Here is a 14,054-nt window from a genome sequence, read left to right on the forward strand (position 1 = left end):
TTAGACGAGAGCCGGCCATGAGTGAAGAGATCCTGATCAACATCACCCCGATGGAGTCACGCGTGGCGGTGGTGGAAAACGGGGTACTGCAGGAAGTGCACGTCGAGCGCACCCAGCGCCGTGGCATCGTCGGCAATATCTACAAGGGCAAGGTGGTGCGGGTGCTTCCGGGCATGCAGGCGGCCTTCGTCGACATCGGCCTGGAGCGCGCGGCGTTCATCCATGCGTCGGAAATTTCCCAGCGCGAAGGCTCGGCAGTAGAGAACATCACCGCCCTGGTGCACGAGGGCCAGGCACTGGTGGTGCAGGTGACCAAGGACCCGATCGGCACCAAGGGCGCGCGCCTGACCACCCAGCTGTCGATTCCGTCGCGCTACCTGGTGTACATGCCGCGCAGCAGCCATGTCGGTATTTCGCTGAAGATCGAGGACGAAGCCGAGCGGGACCGCCTCAAGCAGGTGGTCAGCAACTGCATGGACAGCGAGAACATCAAGGATGCCGGCGGTTTCATCCTGCGTACTGCCGCCGAAGGCGCGCGTGCCGAGGAGATCCTGCAGGACATCCGCTATCTGCGCCGCCTGTGGGAGCAGATCGGCACCCAGATCCAGACCTGCGGTGCGCCCACGGTCATCTACGAAGACCTCGGCCTGGCCCTGCGCACCCTGCGTGACCTGGTCAACCCGAAGATCGAGAAAATACGCATCGACTCGCGGGAAACCTTCCAGAAGACCACGCAGTTCGTCGGCGAACTGATGCCGGAAATTGCCGATCGCCTCGAACACTACCCTGGCGAGCGGCCGATCTTCGATCTGTACGGCGTCGAAGACGAGATCCAGCGTGCCCTGGAACGCAAGGTGCCGCTGAAGTCCGGTGGTTACCTGGTGGTCGACCCGGCCGAAGCGATGACCACCATCGACGTCAACACCGGTGCATTCGTCGGCCATCGCAACCTTGAGGAGACCATCTTCAAGACCAACCTCGAGGCTGCCACCGCCATTGCCCGGCAGCTGCGCCTGCGCAACATCGGCGGCATCATCATCATCGACTTTATCGACATGGAAGATGAAGAGCACCAGCGTCAGGTGCTGCGCACCCTGGAAAAGCAGCTGGAACGCGACCACGCCAAGACCAACATCATCGGTATTACCGAACTGGGCCTGGTGCAGATGACCCGCAAGCGCACGCGTGAAAGCCTTGAGCAGGTGCTGTGCGAGCCGTGCCCGGGCTGCCAGGGCCGCGGCAAGCTGAAAACCCCCGAGACCATCTGTTACGAAATTTTCCGCGAGATCCTTCGTGAGGCCCGTGCCTACCAGGCCGAAGGTTACCGTGTGCTGGCCAACCAGAAGGTGGTCGACCGCCTGCTGGATGAAGAATCCGGCAACGTGGCAGAGCTGGAAACCTTCATCGGGCGAACCATTCGCTTCCAGGTCGAGTCGATGTATTCGCAGGAACAATATGACGTGGTGCTGCTCTGAGGCTTCCTGACCTGCGCTGCGGCGGGTTCGGGCTGGCAAAACCGGCACCGCGGGCCATCATGGATATACGACTTGGAGGGCCATGGCCATGGGACGTCTGACCCGCGTTCTTGTCGCCTTGACCCGCTGGGGGCTGGGTATTTGCGCCCTGCTGGCGGTATTGGTGGCGCTGTATGTCAGCCTCGGCCGCGAACTGGTGCCACTGGTGGCCGAGTACCGCGCCGATGTGGAAAGCAAGGCTGGGCAGGCACTGGGCCTGCCAGTGCATGTCGGTGCCCTGGAGGGGCACTGGAGTGGGCTGGCGCCGGTGCTGCGGGTGCGCGACCTGCAATTGGGCGAGGGCGCCACGGCGCTACGTCTGGACGATGTCATGCTGGTGCCCGACGTGTGGGCCAGCCTCACTGCCCGCGAAGTGCGCCTGGCGCGCATCCGGCTGGGCGGCCTGCAGCTGATCCTGCGCGAAAACGAGCAGGGCGCCTGGCAGCTCGAAGGGCTGCCGAAGCAGGATGACGCGCCGCTCGACCCTGCCCAGTTGTTGCAGCGCATGCGCCAGCTGGGGCGCATCGATGTGTTCGACAGCCAGGTCACCCTGCACCCTTGGCAGCGCGATCCGCTGACCCTTACCTATGTCAGCGCCGGCCTGCAGGCCGGCGCCTCGCGCCAGGCACTGGACCTGCGTGCGACATTGCCCGATGGCCAGCCGCTGGCGCTGAACCTGCGCAGCCGTGCATCGGCCGAGGCGTGGCGTGAGGCCCAGGTCGAAGCCTACCTGAGCCTGCCGCAAAGTGACTGGGCACGCTGGTTGCCACCCAGCCTGCTGGGGCAGTGGCAGGCCAACGCCCTGCACGCCGGCGGCGAAATCTGGGTCGACTGGGGCAATGAGCAGTTGCAACGTGCCGTGGTGCGGCTCAATGCACCCGAGCTGCAGGGTGCCTATGCCGGGCGCAAGCCTGCCAAGCTCGCCAATCTGGCCCTGGGGGCGTGGTTCCAGCGCGAGGATCAGGGCTTCGACGTAGTGGTCGACTCGCTGGCCATGGATATCGGCAAGACCCGCTGGGAGTCGCACCTGCAGTTGCAGCAGCGCGCTGGCGAGAATGCAGCCGATGAAAGCTGGCGAGTGCAAGCCGACCGGCTCGACCTTACCCCATTGACCCCGTTGATCAATGCCCTGGCGCCCTTGCCGGACAAGGTCATGGCAGTCGTCGATGGCCTGAACGTGACCGGGGCCTTGCGCAATGTGCGCCTGGAGGCGCGGCCCAAGGCTGAAGGTGACCAGCGGCTGCAGTTCGAAACCAACCTGGAGGCGGTCGGTTTCGACGCCTATCACGGGGCCCCGGCGGCGGGGAACGTCAGCGGCAGCATCAGCGGCGACCTGGGCCATGGCGAGCTGCGCCTGGACACCGATGCGTTCATGCTGCACTTGTACCCGATCTTCGCCAAACCCTGGCACTACCTGAAGGCCAATGCGCGGCTGACCTATGCCCTGGACAAGGACGGCTTCACCTTGGTCGCGCCCTACCTCAAGGTGCTGGGCGAGGAGGGCAAGATTGCCGGTGACTTCTTGATCCGCCTGCTGTTCGAGGAGGGTCGCGAAGACTACATGGACCTGCGCGTCGGCCTCACCGACGGCGATGGCCGCTACACCGCCAAGTACCTGCCCGAAGTACTCAGCCCGGCCCTGGACGAATGGCTGCGCAGCGCCATCGTCAAAGGCACGGTGGACGAAGGCTACTTCCAGTACCAGGGCTCGCTGAACCATGGCGCCACGCCGGAAGCCCGCAGCATCAGCCTGTTCTTCAAGGTGCGCGACGCGGCCCTGGACTTCCAGCCGGGCTGGCCGCAGGTGCAGCATGTGGATGGCGACGTGTTCATCGAGGACAGCGGTGTGCGCGTCAAGGCCCAGCGTGGCGTGCTGCTGGACACCAAGGTCAGCGACGTCAATGTCGACATCCCCCACGCCGAGGGTGACCAGCACAGCCACCTGTACCTGGATGGCAACTTCGACGGCAGCCTGGGCGATGGCCTGAAGATTCTCAAGGAGGCGCCCATCGGCACCGGCGAGATCTTTGCCGGCTGGGAGGGCGAGGGGCCGCTCAAGGGCAAGGTCAAGCTCGATATCCCCCTGGCCCACGGGCAGCGACCCAAGGTGCAGGTGGATTTCGCCACCGCAGATGCGCGCCTCAAGGTGGCGCCGCCAACTCTTGAGTTGAGCCGCCTGAAGGGTGACTTCAAGTTCGATTTCGACAAGGGCCTGAGTGGCAAGGGGATCAGTCTGCAGGCGTTCGGCAAGCCTGTGACGGCGCAAATCACGGCCGAGGGGCAGGACGGGCAAATGCAGACGCGCATTGACGCCAATGGCCAGGTGTCGCTCAAGGCACTCACCGAATGGCTGCAGTTCAACCAGGCCCTGCCAGCGTCCGGCGACCTGCCCTATCAGCTGCAACTGAGCCTGGGCAGCCGCGACAACCGGCTGAGCGTCAACTCCAGCCTCAAGGGCCTGGCCATCGACTTGCCTGCGCCGTTCGGCAAGGCCGCAGCGGATACCCGTGACAGCCGTTTCAGCATGAGCCTGCAGGGGCCGGAGCGGCGCTTCGATGGCGCCTACGCCGACCTGGCCCGCTTCGCCTACGCCGCGCCATCAGACAAGCTGGCCCAGGGCCGTGGCGAACTGTTGCTGGGTACCGGTGACGCCCAGGTGCCGGCCGGGCAAGGCCTGCGTGTACGCGGGCACCTGGACGCGCTGGACCTGGCGCCCTGGCAGGAACAGTCGGCGCGCCTGGCCGGCGATGACCCGGGCGGCAGTGCACGGCAGAACCTGCAAAGCGTCGACCTGAGCATCGGCCAGCTGAAAGCCTTTGGCATGGACCTGAACCAGGCCGTGGTGCGCCTGGCCCGTGGCGGCTCGGCCTGGGACCTGCGGCTCGACAGCAAGGAAGTCATCGGCAATGCCCGGGTGCCCGATGCCAAGGGCGCGCCCATGGTCGTGCGCATGCAGACCTTGCGCCTGCCTGCCGCCACGCCTGCTGAAAAGCAGGCCGAGGACGGCCCGGATCCACTGGCCAGTTTCGACCCGCGCAAGGTGCCGGCACTGGATTTGAGCATCGACAAGCTGTACCGCGGTGATGACCTGTTCGGCAGCGCGTCGGTCAAACTGCGGCCGACCACCCGGGGTGTCACTGCCAGCGATATCGATCTCGACTTCAAGGGCCTGCGCATTGATGGCGGTGGTGGCTGGGAAGGCCAGGTGGGCGATACCAGCAGCTGGTACAAAGGGCGCCTGGACGGCAAGAACCTGGCAGACGTGCTCAAGGCCTGGGGCTTTGCGCCGACCGTGACCAGCCGTGACTTCCGCCTGGATGTGGATGGCCGGTGGCCGGGTTCGCCTGCTGCGGTGGGCCTCAAGCGCTTCTCCGGGAGCATGGACGCGGCACTGCGCAGTGGCCAGTTCGTCGAGGTAGAAGGCAGTGCCCAGGCCTTGCGGGTGTTCGGCCTGCTCAACTTCAACTCGATTGGCCGGCGCCTGCGCCTGGACTTCTCCGACCTGTTCGACAAAGGCCTGGCCTATGACCGGGTCAAGGGCCTGCTGGTGGCCAGCAATGGCGTCTACGTGACCCGCGAGCCGATCGCCATGACCGGCCCTTCGAGCAGTTTCGAACTCGAAGGCACCCTGGACATGGTGCGTGACCGGGTCGCCGCCAACCTGCAGGTGAGCCTGCCGGTGACCAACAACCTGCCGCTGGCCGCGCTGATTGTCGGCGCCCCGGCCATCGGCGGGGCGTTGTTCCTGGTCGACCGGCTGATCGGTGACCGTGTATCGCGCTTTGCCAGCGTGAATTACCGTGTCGAAGGCCCGTGGAAAGAGCCTAGAATCACCTTTGTGAAACCTTTCGAGAAATCCCGCTAGGAGTGCCCATGAAGGCAGCGGTAATCCAGATGGTCAGCCAGGACGATGTGCTGGCCAACCTGCAGCGTGCCGCTGCCCTGCTGGAGCAGGCCGCGCTCGGAGGGGCGCGGCTGGCGGTGCTGCCGGAAAACTTCGCCGCCATGGGCCGCAAGGACGCCGCCGCCATAGGCCGCGCCGAAGCAATGGGTGACGGGCCGATCCTGCCATGGTTGAAACGCACTGCTCGCGACCTCAGGTTATGGATTGTCGCCGGCACCTTGCCATTGCCACCGGTCGGCCAGCCCGAGGCCAAGGCCCATGCCTGCTCGCTGCTGATCGACGAACACGGTGAGGTAGTGGCACGGTATGACAAGTTGCACCTGTTCGACGTGGACGTTACCGACAACCGTGGCCGCTACCGCGAGTCGGATGATTACGCCCATGGCGCCCAGGTGGTGGTGGCGCAAACACCGATTGGCAAGCTGGGGCTGAGCGTTTGCTACGACTTGCGCTTCCCCGAGCTGTACACCGCGCTGCGGGCCGCTGGGGCAGAGCTGATAACGGCCCCAGCTGCGTTTACCGCAGTGACGGGCGCGGCGCACTGGGACGTACTGGTGCGCGCCCGAGCTATCGAAACCCAGTGCTACCTGCTGGCTGCGGCGCAGGGAGGCACCCACCCTGGCCCACGGGAAACTCATGGCCATGCGGCGATTGTCGACCCCTGGGGGCGGATTGTCGCGCAACAGGCGCACGGCGAAGCGGTACTGCTTGCCGAGCGCAATACAGATGAACAAGCGTCCATCCGGGCGCGCATGCCGGTGGTATTGCACCGGCGCTTTTTCTCGCAGGACGCATTGCGGCCTGCGCACACCTCGGAGTGACTATGAGCCAGATGTTATCCACCGTCAGTGAGCAGCTCCTGGCACCAGGCGGCTTGACCCTGGACAGCCTGCAGAGCGTGCTGGGTGAGTTGGCCGGCCCCGGCATCGATGCCGCTGACCTGTACTTCCAGGGCCAGATCTCGGAAACCTGGGCGCTGGAAGACGGTATTGTCAAAGAGGGCAGTTTCAACCTCGATCAAGGCGTGGGCGTGCGTGCCCAGTCCGGTGAAAAGACCGGTTTCGCCTACAGCAATGCGATCAACCTCGAAGCTCTGACCTCGGCGGCCCGCGCTGCCCGGTCGATTTCCCGTGCGGGGCAGAACGGCAGTGTGCAGGCATTCCGTAGCCAGGAAGTGCCCGCGCTGTATGCCGCCGACAACCCGCTCGATGTACTCAGCCGTGCCGAGAAGGTAGAACTGCTCAAGCGTGTCGATGTCGCCACCCGTGCCCTGGACCCCCGCATCCAGCAGGTCAGCGTAAGCATGGCCGGGGTCTGGGAGCGCATCCTGATCGCTGCGGCGGACGGCAGCCTGGCCGCCGACGTGCGCCCGCTGGTGCGCTTCAACGTGAGCGTCATCGTCGAGCAGAATGGCCGTCGCGAGCGCGGCGGGCAGGGCGGTGGCGGGCGTACCGATTACCGGTTTTTCACCGAAGAACGGGTAATGGGCTATGCCCGTGAGGCGCTGCGCCAGGCCCTGGTGAACCTGGAGGCAATCCCTGCACCTGCCGGTACCTTGCCTGTAGTGCTCGGCTCTGGCTGGTCGGGCGTGCTGCTGCACGAGGCTGTCGGCCACGGCCTGGAAGGCGACTTCAACCGCAAGGGCAGTTCGGCATTCAGCGGCCGCATTGGCGAGAAAGTGGCATCGAGCCTGTGCACCATCGTCGACGATGGCACCCTCGAGGGCCGCCGTGGCTCGCTGAGCGTGGACGACGAAGGCACCCCGACCGAGTGCACCACGCTGATCGAGAACGGCGTGCTCAAGGGCTACATGCAGGACAAGCTCAACGCCCGCCTGATGGGCATGGCGGTCACCGGCAACGGCCGGCGTGAGTCCTACGCGCACCTGCCGATGCCGCGCATGACCAACACCTACATGCGTGCTGGCGAAAGCGACCCGCAGGAAATCATCGCGTCAGTGAAGAAAGGCATCTACTGCGCCAACCTCGGGGGTGGCCAGGTGGACATCACCAGCGGCAAGTTCGTGTTCTCGACCAGTGAGGCTTACCTGATCGAAGACGGCAAGATTACCGCACCGGTAAAAGGCGCGACCCTGATCGGCAATGGCCCGGAGGCGATGAGCCGGGTGTCGATGGTGGGCAACGACCTGGCGCTGGACAGCGGGGTAGGGACTTGCGGCAAGGACGGGCAGTCGGTCCCGGTCGGGGTAGGGCAGCCAACCTTGAAGCTGGATGCGATTACCGTGGGCGGTACCGGGGCTTGATGGCGGCGCGGGCCTGTGGGGTGGGCAAGCCCAAGCCCACAGGCCGCTGTGCGATCAGCGCAAGCCGCGCTGCATCTCGTCGAGGTCGCGGATGTACTTGAACATCTTGCGTGCGGCGGCGGGCGGCTTGTTCCGCGCCTTCTCGTGCTGGGCATGGCGCACCAGCGAGCGCAGCTGCTGGCGGTCGGTGTCGGGGTATTCTTTGACGAAGCGCTCGAGGTCTTCGTCGTTACCGTCGATCAGCCGGTCGCGCCAGCGCTCCAGGCCGTGGAAACGCTCGTTGTACTGGCGGCTCGAACTGTCCATCTGCTCGAGCAGGGCGTGGATGGCTTCCAGGTCCTGCACGCGCATCAGCTTGCCGACGAACGACATGTGGCGTTTGCGGGCACCGTGAGCGGTGTGCTTGCTGGCCTCGGCCAAGGCCTTGCGCAGCTCGTCGGTCAACGGCAGGCGGGCGAGGGTATCGGCCTTGAGCGTAGTCAGGCGCTCACCGAGTTCGACCAGCTCATGCAGTTCGCGCTTGATCTGGGTTTTGCTTTTTTCGCCGTCGAAGGCGTCGTCGTTTGAATCAACCATGGTGGCAGTCCGCTAGAAATCGCCGCCATGATAACCAGTCGGGGGCCGCTTGTCCGGCCCGGTCGTAGAATGACCCTCGCCGAACGCAGAATTTGAGTGGAGAGAACCATGAGTGCAGTCCAGAGCGTAGGTCCCAAGGACCTGCCAGCATTGCAGGAGCAGGTCGAGGCGATCATCGCCGAAGCGCGCCGCCAGGGGGCCAGTGCCTGCGAAGTGGCGGTGTCACTGGAGCAGGGCCTGTCCACCACGGTACGCCAGCGTGAGGTCGAAACGGTCGAGTTCAACCGCGACCAGGGCTTTGGCATCACCCTGTATGTCGGCCAGCGCAAAGGCTCGGCCAGCACTTCGGCCAGTGGCCCGGAAGCGATCCGCGAAACCGTCGCCGCTGCCTTGGCGATTGCCAAGCACACCTCCGAGGACGAATGCTCGGGCCTGGCCGACGCGGCGCTGATGGCCCGTGAAATCCCCGACCTGGACCTGTATCACGACTGGGACATCGAGCCCGAGAAGGCCATCGAGATGGCCCTCGCCTGCGAAGCGGCGGCGTTCGATGCCGACCCGCGCATCCTCAACGCGGACGGCACTACCCTCAATACCCACCAGGGCTGCCGCGTGTATGGCAACAGCCACGGTTTCATCGGTGCCTACGCCTCGACCCGGCACAGCCTCAGCTGCGTGATGATTGCCGAAGGCGACGGCCAGATGCAGCGTGACTACTGGTACGACGTGAACCGCCAGGGCGACCTGCTGGCCGACCCGCGTAGCATTGGCGTGCGCGCGGCCCAGCGTGCCGCCAGCCGCCTGGGCGCCCGCCCGGTACCCACGTGCGAGGTGCCGGTACTGTTTTCTGCCGAGCTCGCCGGTGGCTTGTTCGGCAGCTTCCTGTCGGCCATTTCCGGCGGCAACCTGTACCGTAAATCGTCGTTCCTGGAGGGTACCATCGGCCAGCGCCTGTTCCCCACCTGGCTGACCCTGGACGAGCGCCCGCACATCCCTCGCGCACTCGGCAGCGCTGCGTTCGACGGTGATGGCCTGGCCACCTATGCCAAACCGTTCGTCGACAAAGGCGAGCTGGTGTCGTACCTGTTGGGTACCTATTCCGGGCGCAAGCTGGGGTTGCCAAGCACGGCCAACTCGGGCGGCGTGCACAACTTGTTCGTCAGCCATGGCGTGGAAGACCAGGCAGCGCTGATCCGCCGCATGGGCCGCGGGCTGTTAGTGACAGAGCTGATGGGGCACGGGCTGAACATGGTGACGGGTGACTACTCCCGTGGTGCAGCAGGGTTCTGGGTCGAGAATGGCGAGATCCAGCACGCAGTGCAGGAAGTCACCATTGCCGGCAATATGAAGGACATGTTCCAGCAGATTGTGGCGATTGGCAGTGATCTTGAAACTCGTAGCAATATTCATACTGGCTCGGTGCTTATCGAGCGGATGACGGTTGCAGGAAGCTGATCTTCAGCAAACCTGCCAAGACCCGGCCCTCGCGCCGGGTTTTTTTTCACCACGTTTTTCTTGAAGTGATTCTGTTTATCACTTAATAATGAATATCATTACCCAGTAGCCCGGCGATGATGTTCATGAAACCCGTCCTCCGCGAACTCCCCTACCTGGAAAACTGGCGCTGGCTCAGCCGTCGCATCCGATGCGCCCTCGAACCCGACGAGCCGCGCCTGATCGAGCACTACCTGGCCGAAGGCCGCTACCTGGTGTGCTGCACCGACACCTCGCCATGGACGGTGGCGCTGACATCCTTCCGCCTGCTGCTGGATACCGCCTGCGACCGCATGCTGCCCTGGCATTGGCGCTGCCTGTGCCTTGACCAGGCCTGGCGCCCTTTGCTGGACCTGCGCAACCTCGACCGCCAGGAAAACAACCAGCGCTGGCAGCCCTATGCCCTGCAATTGGCTAGTTGCCGCCTGCTGCCGTCGATTTCTCCCGATGAACTGATGCAAGGATTTGATGATGAGTGATACCCGTATCGAGCGTGACAGCATGGGTGAACTGCAGGTGCCGGCCCAGGCCCTGTACGGCGCCCAGACCCAGCGCGCGGTCGACAACTTCCCGATCAGCGGCCAGCGCATGCCGGCCCAGTTCATTCGTGCGCTGTTGCTGGCCAAGGCTGCCGCGGCCAAGGCCAACGTCGAGCTGGAGCAACTGTCGGCTGCGCAGGGCCTGGCCATCGTCAAGGCCGTGGAGCAACTGCTGGCGGGCGACTTCATCCAGCACTTCCCGGTGGACGTGTTCCAGACAGGTTCCGGCACCAGCTCGAACATGAACGCCAACGAAGTCATCGCCACCCTGGCAACCCGCGTGCTGGGTGAGACGGTCAACGCCAATGACCACGTCAACTGTGGCCAGAGCAGCAACGACATCATCCCGACCACCATCCATGTCAGCGCCGCGCTGGCCCTGCACGAGCAGTTGTTGCCGGCCCTGGCCCACCTGGTACAGGTGATCGAGACCAAGTCGGCGCAAGTGCATCGGTATGTGAAGACCGGTCGTACGCACTTGATGGACGCCATGCCGGTACGCATGAGCCAGGTACTGGATGGCTGGGCAGCGCAAATCAACGGCGCCAAAGCGCATATCGAAGCCACTTTGCCGAGCCTGCAGACGTTGGCCCAGGGCGGCACAGCCGTGGGTACCGGCATCAACGCCCACCCGCAGTTCGCAGCCGGTTTTGCCCGTCAACTCAGCGGCCTGAGCAAGGTCGAGTTCACCCCCGGGCAGAACCTGTTCGCCCTGATCGGCTCGCAGGACACCGCCGTGGCCCTGTCCGGCCAGCTCAAGACCACCGCCGTGGCGCTGATGAAGATCGCCAACGACCTGCGCTGGATGAACTCCGGCCCACTGGCCGGTCTGGGCGAAATCGAGCTGCAAGGCCTGCAGCCGGGCTCGTCGATCATGCCAGGCAAGGTCAACCCGGTGATTCCGGAGGCCACCGCCATGGTTGCCGCCCAGGTGATCGGCAACGACGCAACCATCGCCATCGCCGGCCAGTCAGGCAACTTCGAGCTGAACGTGATGCTGCCGGTCATCGCCCGCAACCTGCTGGAAAGCATCGAGCTGATGGCCAACGTCAGTCGGCTGCTGGCCGACAAGGCCATCGCCAGCTTCAAGGTCAATGAAGGCAAGCTCAAGGAAGCCTTGGCCCGCAACCCGATCCTGGTCACCGCGCTGAACCCGATCATTGGCTACCTGAAGGCCGCTGAAATCGCCAAGACCGCCTACAAGCAGGGCCGCCCGGTCATTGATGTGGCGCTGGAGCACACTGACCTGTCGCGCGCCCAGCTGGAAGCGCTGCTGGATCCGGAAAAACTCACCGCCGGCGGCATCTGACCGGGCGTCAATGCCCGCAGGAGAAACGTCATGCAGTACTGGAAACGCACCACCGAAATCGCCAACCGCCTGTTTGAACAAGGCCAGCTGGTGGATGCCCGGGAACACTACCTGCAAGCCCTGGCGCTGGCCCAGGTGCTGTTCGAGCGCTGGAATGACGTGGACGAGGCGGTGGCCGCTTTCGTCATTGCCCACCACAACCTCGCCGACCTGCATCTGCGCCTTAACCAGCCACACGAAAGCGCCGACTACCTCTGCGCGGCTCACCAGCGGCTGCTTCAGGCCAGTCAGGAAGCGCGTTTGCCCCAGGGCCTGCGCGATGCGGCCCTGCGCCACAGCGGGCGCACCTACACCGAATTGCTGAGTTTCATCGCCGAGTATGGCCAGTACCCGCGTACCGCGCGCCTGCTCAACCGTCACAGCGCCGGGGCCAGCGCCGTTGCTGCCCAAGCACAAACGGCGCCCAGCCCCCATACCTACGGAATCCACTGACATGCCCCACACCTTGCCTGCATTGCCTTACGCCTACGATGCGCTGGAACCGCACATCGATGCTCAAACCATGGAAATTCACCACACCAAGCACCACCAGACCTACGTCAACGGCCTCAACGCCGCCATCGAAGGCACCGAATGGGCTGAATGGCCGGTCGAGAAACTGGTCGGCGCGGTCAAGCAACTGCCGGAAAACCTGCGCGGCGCGGTGACCAACCATGGTGGCGGCCACGCCAACCACAGCCTGTTCTGGCGGGTGATGTCGCCAGAGGGCGGCGGCGAACCGCACGGTCAGGTGGCACAAGCCATCGGCGCGCAGCTGGGCGGCTTCGACGCGTTCAAGGACGCCTTCACAAAAGCTGCGCTGACTCGCTTCGGCAGCGGCTGGGCCTGGCTCAGCGTGACCCCGCAGAAAACCCTCGTGGTTGAGAGCAGCGGCAACCAGGACAGCCCGCTGATGCACGGCAACACCCCGATCCTTGGCCTGGACGTGTGGGAACACGCCTACTACCTCAAGTACCAGAACCGTCGCCCGGAATACATCGGTGCCTTCTACAACGTCATTGACTGGGCGGAAGTGGAACGTCGCTATGTCGAAGCCTTGAAGTGAGTCTGACCGGTATGCGCTCTGAGGTGATGTCTGTCAGCAGTGTGCGCCTGTTCCGTCTGGCGCTCGGGACTGTGCTATTGCTGGCCGGCACCGCGCTGCTGGTGGCGCGGGGCCTCGCCTGGCTCGACCTGGAACCCCGCATGCTGCGCGCCCTGGAGGGCGGAGCACTGTGCGCGTTGGGTACGGCACTGGGCGCGGTACCGGTACTGATCATTCGCAACATGCCGGTGGCGCTGGCTGACACGCTGCTGGGCTTTGGTGCCGGGGTGATGCTGGCGGCCACGGCGTTTTCCTTGATAATCCCAGGGCTGGATGCGGCGCAGAACATTGGTTTCAGCCCCTGGGGTGCAGGTGGGCTGATCAGCTTCGGCCTGATGTTCGGCGCCTTGTGCCTGTTCCTGATCGACCTCAAGGTTTCCGGTGCATCGCCCGAGGCGCTGGTCGGTACGGAAAACCAGCCGGTGATTGCCGCACGCATCTGGTTGTTCGTGATTGCCATCATTGCTCACAATATCCCTGAAGGCATGGCCATTGGCGTGTCGGCGGGTGGTGGCATGCCCGATGCCGACAGCCTGGCCATGGGCATCGCCTTGCAGGACGTTCCCGAAGGCCTGGTGATCGCACTGGTGCTGGCTGGCGCGGGCATGCCGCGTTTCAAGGCTTTTCTCATCGGCGCGGCCTCTGGCCTGGTCGAGCCGGTGGCCGCAGTGATCTGTGCGTGGCTGGTGAACGTCGCCGAACTGCTGCTGCCGTTGGGCCTGGCCTGCGCCGCGGGGGCAATGCTGCTGGTAGTGACCCAGGAAATCATCCCCGAATCGCGCAGCAACGGCCATCACCGCCTGGCCAGCCTGGGGCTGTGCATAGGCTTCTGCCTGATGATGGTGATGGATACGGCGATGTCCTGATCCAGCCTGCCGGAAGGTTGACGCTGAGCCTGTAGGAGCGGCCTTGTGTCGCGATGGGGCGCGCAGCGGCCCCAAGATTTCAGCAGCGATGCACAGATTGCAGGGGCTGCTTTGCGACCCTTTCGCGACATAAGGCCGCTCCTACAAGGGTGGCCTTGCTAGCCACGTAGTTATTCGCCTTCGTCGAAGAAGTTGTTGATCAGCTCGACCAGCGCGTCCATGGCGTCGTTGTCCTGATCACCTTCGGTATGCAGGTGCACCTGGGTGCCCTTGCCGGCCGCGAGCATCATCACCGCCATGATGCTCTTGCCGTCCACCAGTTTGTCCGGCGCACGGCCAACCCGCACCTGGCAGGGAAAACGGCCGGCAACGCCGACGAACTTGGCTGCCGCCCGGGCATGCAAACCCAGCTTGTTGATGATGGTGATTTCACGGGCGGGCATGG

General features: G+C 64.5%; 12 protein-coding genes. 10 read left to right on the plus strand and 2 right to left on the minus strand.

The annotated features are described in order from the left end of the window. Positions 1–17 precede the first annotated feature (17 nt). The 4 genes from rng to tldD all read left to right on the plus strand — a co-directional run bounded on the left by rng (position 18) and on the right by tldD (position 7,681). Positions 18–1,475, plus strand: coding sequence for a ribonuclease G (gene rng / locus AC5O5R_RS04500; RefSeq protein ID WP_172219013.1), 1,458 nt, complete (start codon positions 18–20; stop codon positions 1,473–1,475). 82 nt (positions 1,476–1,557) lie between these two features. Continuing rightward, entirely contained in the window at positions 1,558–5,379 is a 3,822-nt protein-coding gene (locus AC5O5R_RS04505) for a YhdP family protein (RefSeq protein ID WP_494515005.1), read from the plus strand. A gap of 8 nt (positions 5,380–5,387) precedes the next feature. After that, complete coding sequence (locus AC5O5R_RS04510; protein ID WP_172286870.1) at positions 5,388–6,239, plus strand: carbon-nitrogen hydrolase family protein; 852 nt, start codon at positions 5,388–5,390, stop codon at positions 6,237–6,239. A gap of 2 nt (positions 6,240–6,241) precedes the next feature. Then, a complete protein-coding gene (gene tldD / locus AC5O5R_RS04515; protein ID WP_172286871.1) occupies positions 6,242–7,681 on the plus strand; it encodes a metalloprotease TldD in 1,440 nt (479 codons plus the stop codon). A gap of 54 nt (positions 7,682–7,735) precedes the next feature. On the opposite strand, the gene yjgA is transcribed toward tldD, so the two are convergent. Continuing rightward, a complete protein-coding gene (gene yjgA, locus AC5O5R_RS04520) occupies positions 7,736–8,257 on the minus strand; it encodes a ribosome biogenesis factor YjgA (RefSeq protein WP_172230296.1) in 522 nt (173 codons plus the stop codon). Between the two features lie 108 nt (positions 8,258–8,365). On the opposite strand from yjgA, the gene pmbA reads away from it, so the two are divergent. The 6 genes from pmbA to AC5O5R_RS04550 all read left to right on the plus strand — a co-directional run bounded on the left by pmbA (position 8,366) and on the right by AC5O5R_RS04550 (position 13,609). Next, positions 8,366–9,712, plus strand: coding sequence for a metalloprotease PmbA (gene pmbA / locus AC5O5R_RS04525; protein ID WP_172230299.1), 1,347 nt, complete (start codon positions 8,366–8,368; stop codon positions 9,710–9,712). A gap of 116 nt (positions 9,713–9,828) precedes the next feature. Continuing rightward, a complete protein-coding gene (locus tag AC5O5R_RS04530) occupies positions 9,829–10,230 on the plus strand; it encodes a FagA protein (protein ID WP_172286872.1) in 402 nt (133 codons plus the stop codon). Continuing rightward, positions 10,223–11,599 carry a class II fumarate hydratase gene (locus AC5O5R_RS04535; protein ID WP_494512123.1) on the plus strand — a complete coding sequence of 459 codons (1,377 nt, stop codon included), beginning with the start codon at positions 10,223–10,225 and terminating at the stop codon, positions 11,597–11,599. The genes AC5O5R_RS04530 and AC5O5R_RS04535 overlap by 8 nt, the downstream gene beginning before the upstream one ends. 30 nt (positions 11,600–11,629) lie before the next feature. After that, positions 11,630–12,091 (plus strand): DUF2753 family protein, encoded by a 462-nt coding sequence (locus tag AC5O5R_RS04540; RefSeq protein WP_172230308.1) that lies wholly within the window; start codon positions 11,630–11,632, stop codon positions 12,089–12,091. Position 12,092: 1 nt separating this feature from the next. Beyond that, entirely contained in the window at positions 12,093–12,704 is a 612-nt protein-coding gene (locus tag AC5O5R_RS04545; RefSeq protein WP_172286874.1) for a superoxide dismutase, read from the plus strand. A gap of 11 nt (positions 12,705–12,715) precedes the next feature. Further along, positions 12,716–13,609, plus strand: a complete 894-nt coding sequence (locus tag AC5O5R_RS04550; RefSeq protein WP_172230317.1) for a ZIP family metal transporter — start codon at positions 12,716–12,718, stop codon at positions 13,607–13,609. A 170-nt stretch (positions 13,610–13,779) separates the two neighbouring features. Here the strand turns inward: AC5O5R_RS04550 and AC5O5R_RS04555 are convergent, their stop codons facing one another. Then, positions 13,780–14,052, minus strand: coding sequence for an HPr family phosphocarrier protein (locus AC5O5R_RS04555; protein WP_086979053.1), 273 nt, complete (start codon positions 14,050–14,052; stop codon positions 13,780–13,782). Positions 14,053–14,054: the final 2 nt, after the last annotated feature.

Source organism: Pseudomonas sp. 8_5_2, from assembly GCF_059295255.1.

What these genes read in the sequence shown, in the direction of transcription:
- rng (WP_172219013.1), top strand. Translation starts at nt 18, where the DNA reads ATGAGTGAAGAGATCCTGATCAACATCACCCCGATGGAGTCACGCGTG.
- AC5O5R_RS04505 (WP_494515005.1), top strand. Translation starts at nt 1,558, where the DNA reads ATGGCCATGGGACGTCTGACCCGCGTTCTTGTCGCCTTGACCCGCTGG.
- AC5O5R_RS04510 (WP_172286870.1), top strand. Translation starts at nt 5,388, where the DNA reads ATGAAGGCAGCGGTAATCCAGATGGTCAGCCAGGACGATGTGCTGGCC.
- tldD (WP_172286871.1), top strand. Translation starts at nt 6,242, where the DNA reads ATGAGCCAGATGTTATCCACCGTCAGTGAGCAGCTCCTGGCACCAGGC.
- yjgA (WP_172230296.1), bottom strand. Translation starts at nt 8,257, where the DNA reads ATGGTTGATTCAAACGACGACGCCTTCGACGGCGAAAAAAGCAAAACC.
- pmbA (WP_172230299.1), top strand. Translation starts at nt 8,366, where the DNA reads ATGAGTGCAGTCCAGAGCGTAGGTCCCAAGGACCTGCCAGCATTGCAG.
- AC5O5R_RS04530 (WP_172286872.1), top strand. Translation starts at nt 9,829, where the DNA reads ATGATGTTCATGAAACCCGTCCTCCGCGAACTCCCCTACCTGGAAAAC.
- AC5O5R_RS04535 (WP_494512123.1), top strand. Translation starts at nt 10,223, where the DNA reads ATGAGTGATACCCGTATCGAGCGTGACAGCATGGGTGAACTGCAGGTG.
- AC5O5R_RS04540 (WP_172230308.1), top strand. Translation starts at nt 11,630, where the DNA reads ATGCAGTACTGGAAACGCACCACCGAAATCGCCAACCGCCTGTTTGAA.
- AC5O5R_RS04545 (WP_172286874.1), top strand. Translation starts at nt 12,093, where the DNA reads ATGCCCCACACCTTGCCTGCATTGCCTTACGCCTACGATGCGCTGGAA.
- AC5O5R_RS04550 (WP_172230317.1), top strand. Translation starts at nt 12,716, where the DNA reads ATGCGCTCTGAGGTGATGTCTGTCAGCAGTGTGCGCCTGTTCCGTCTG.
- AC5O5R_RS04555 (WP_086979053.1), bottom strand. Translation starts at nt 14,052, where the DNA reads ATGCCCGCCCGTGAAATCACCATCATCAACAAGCTGGGTTTGCATGCC.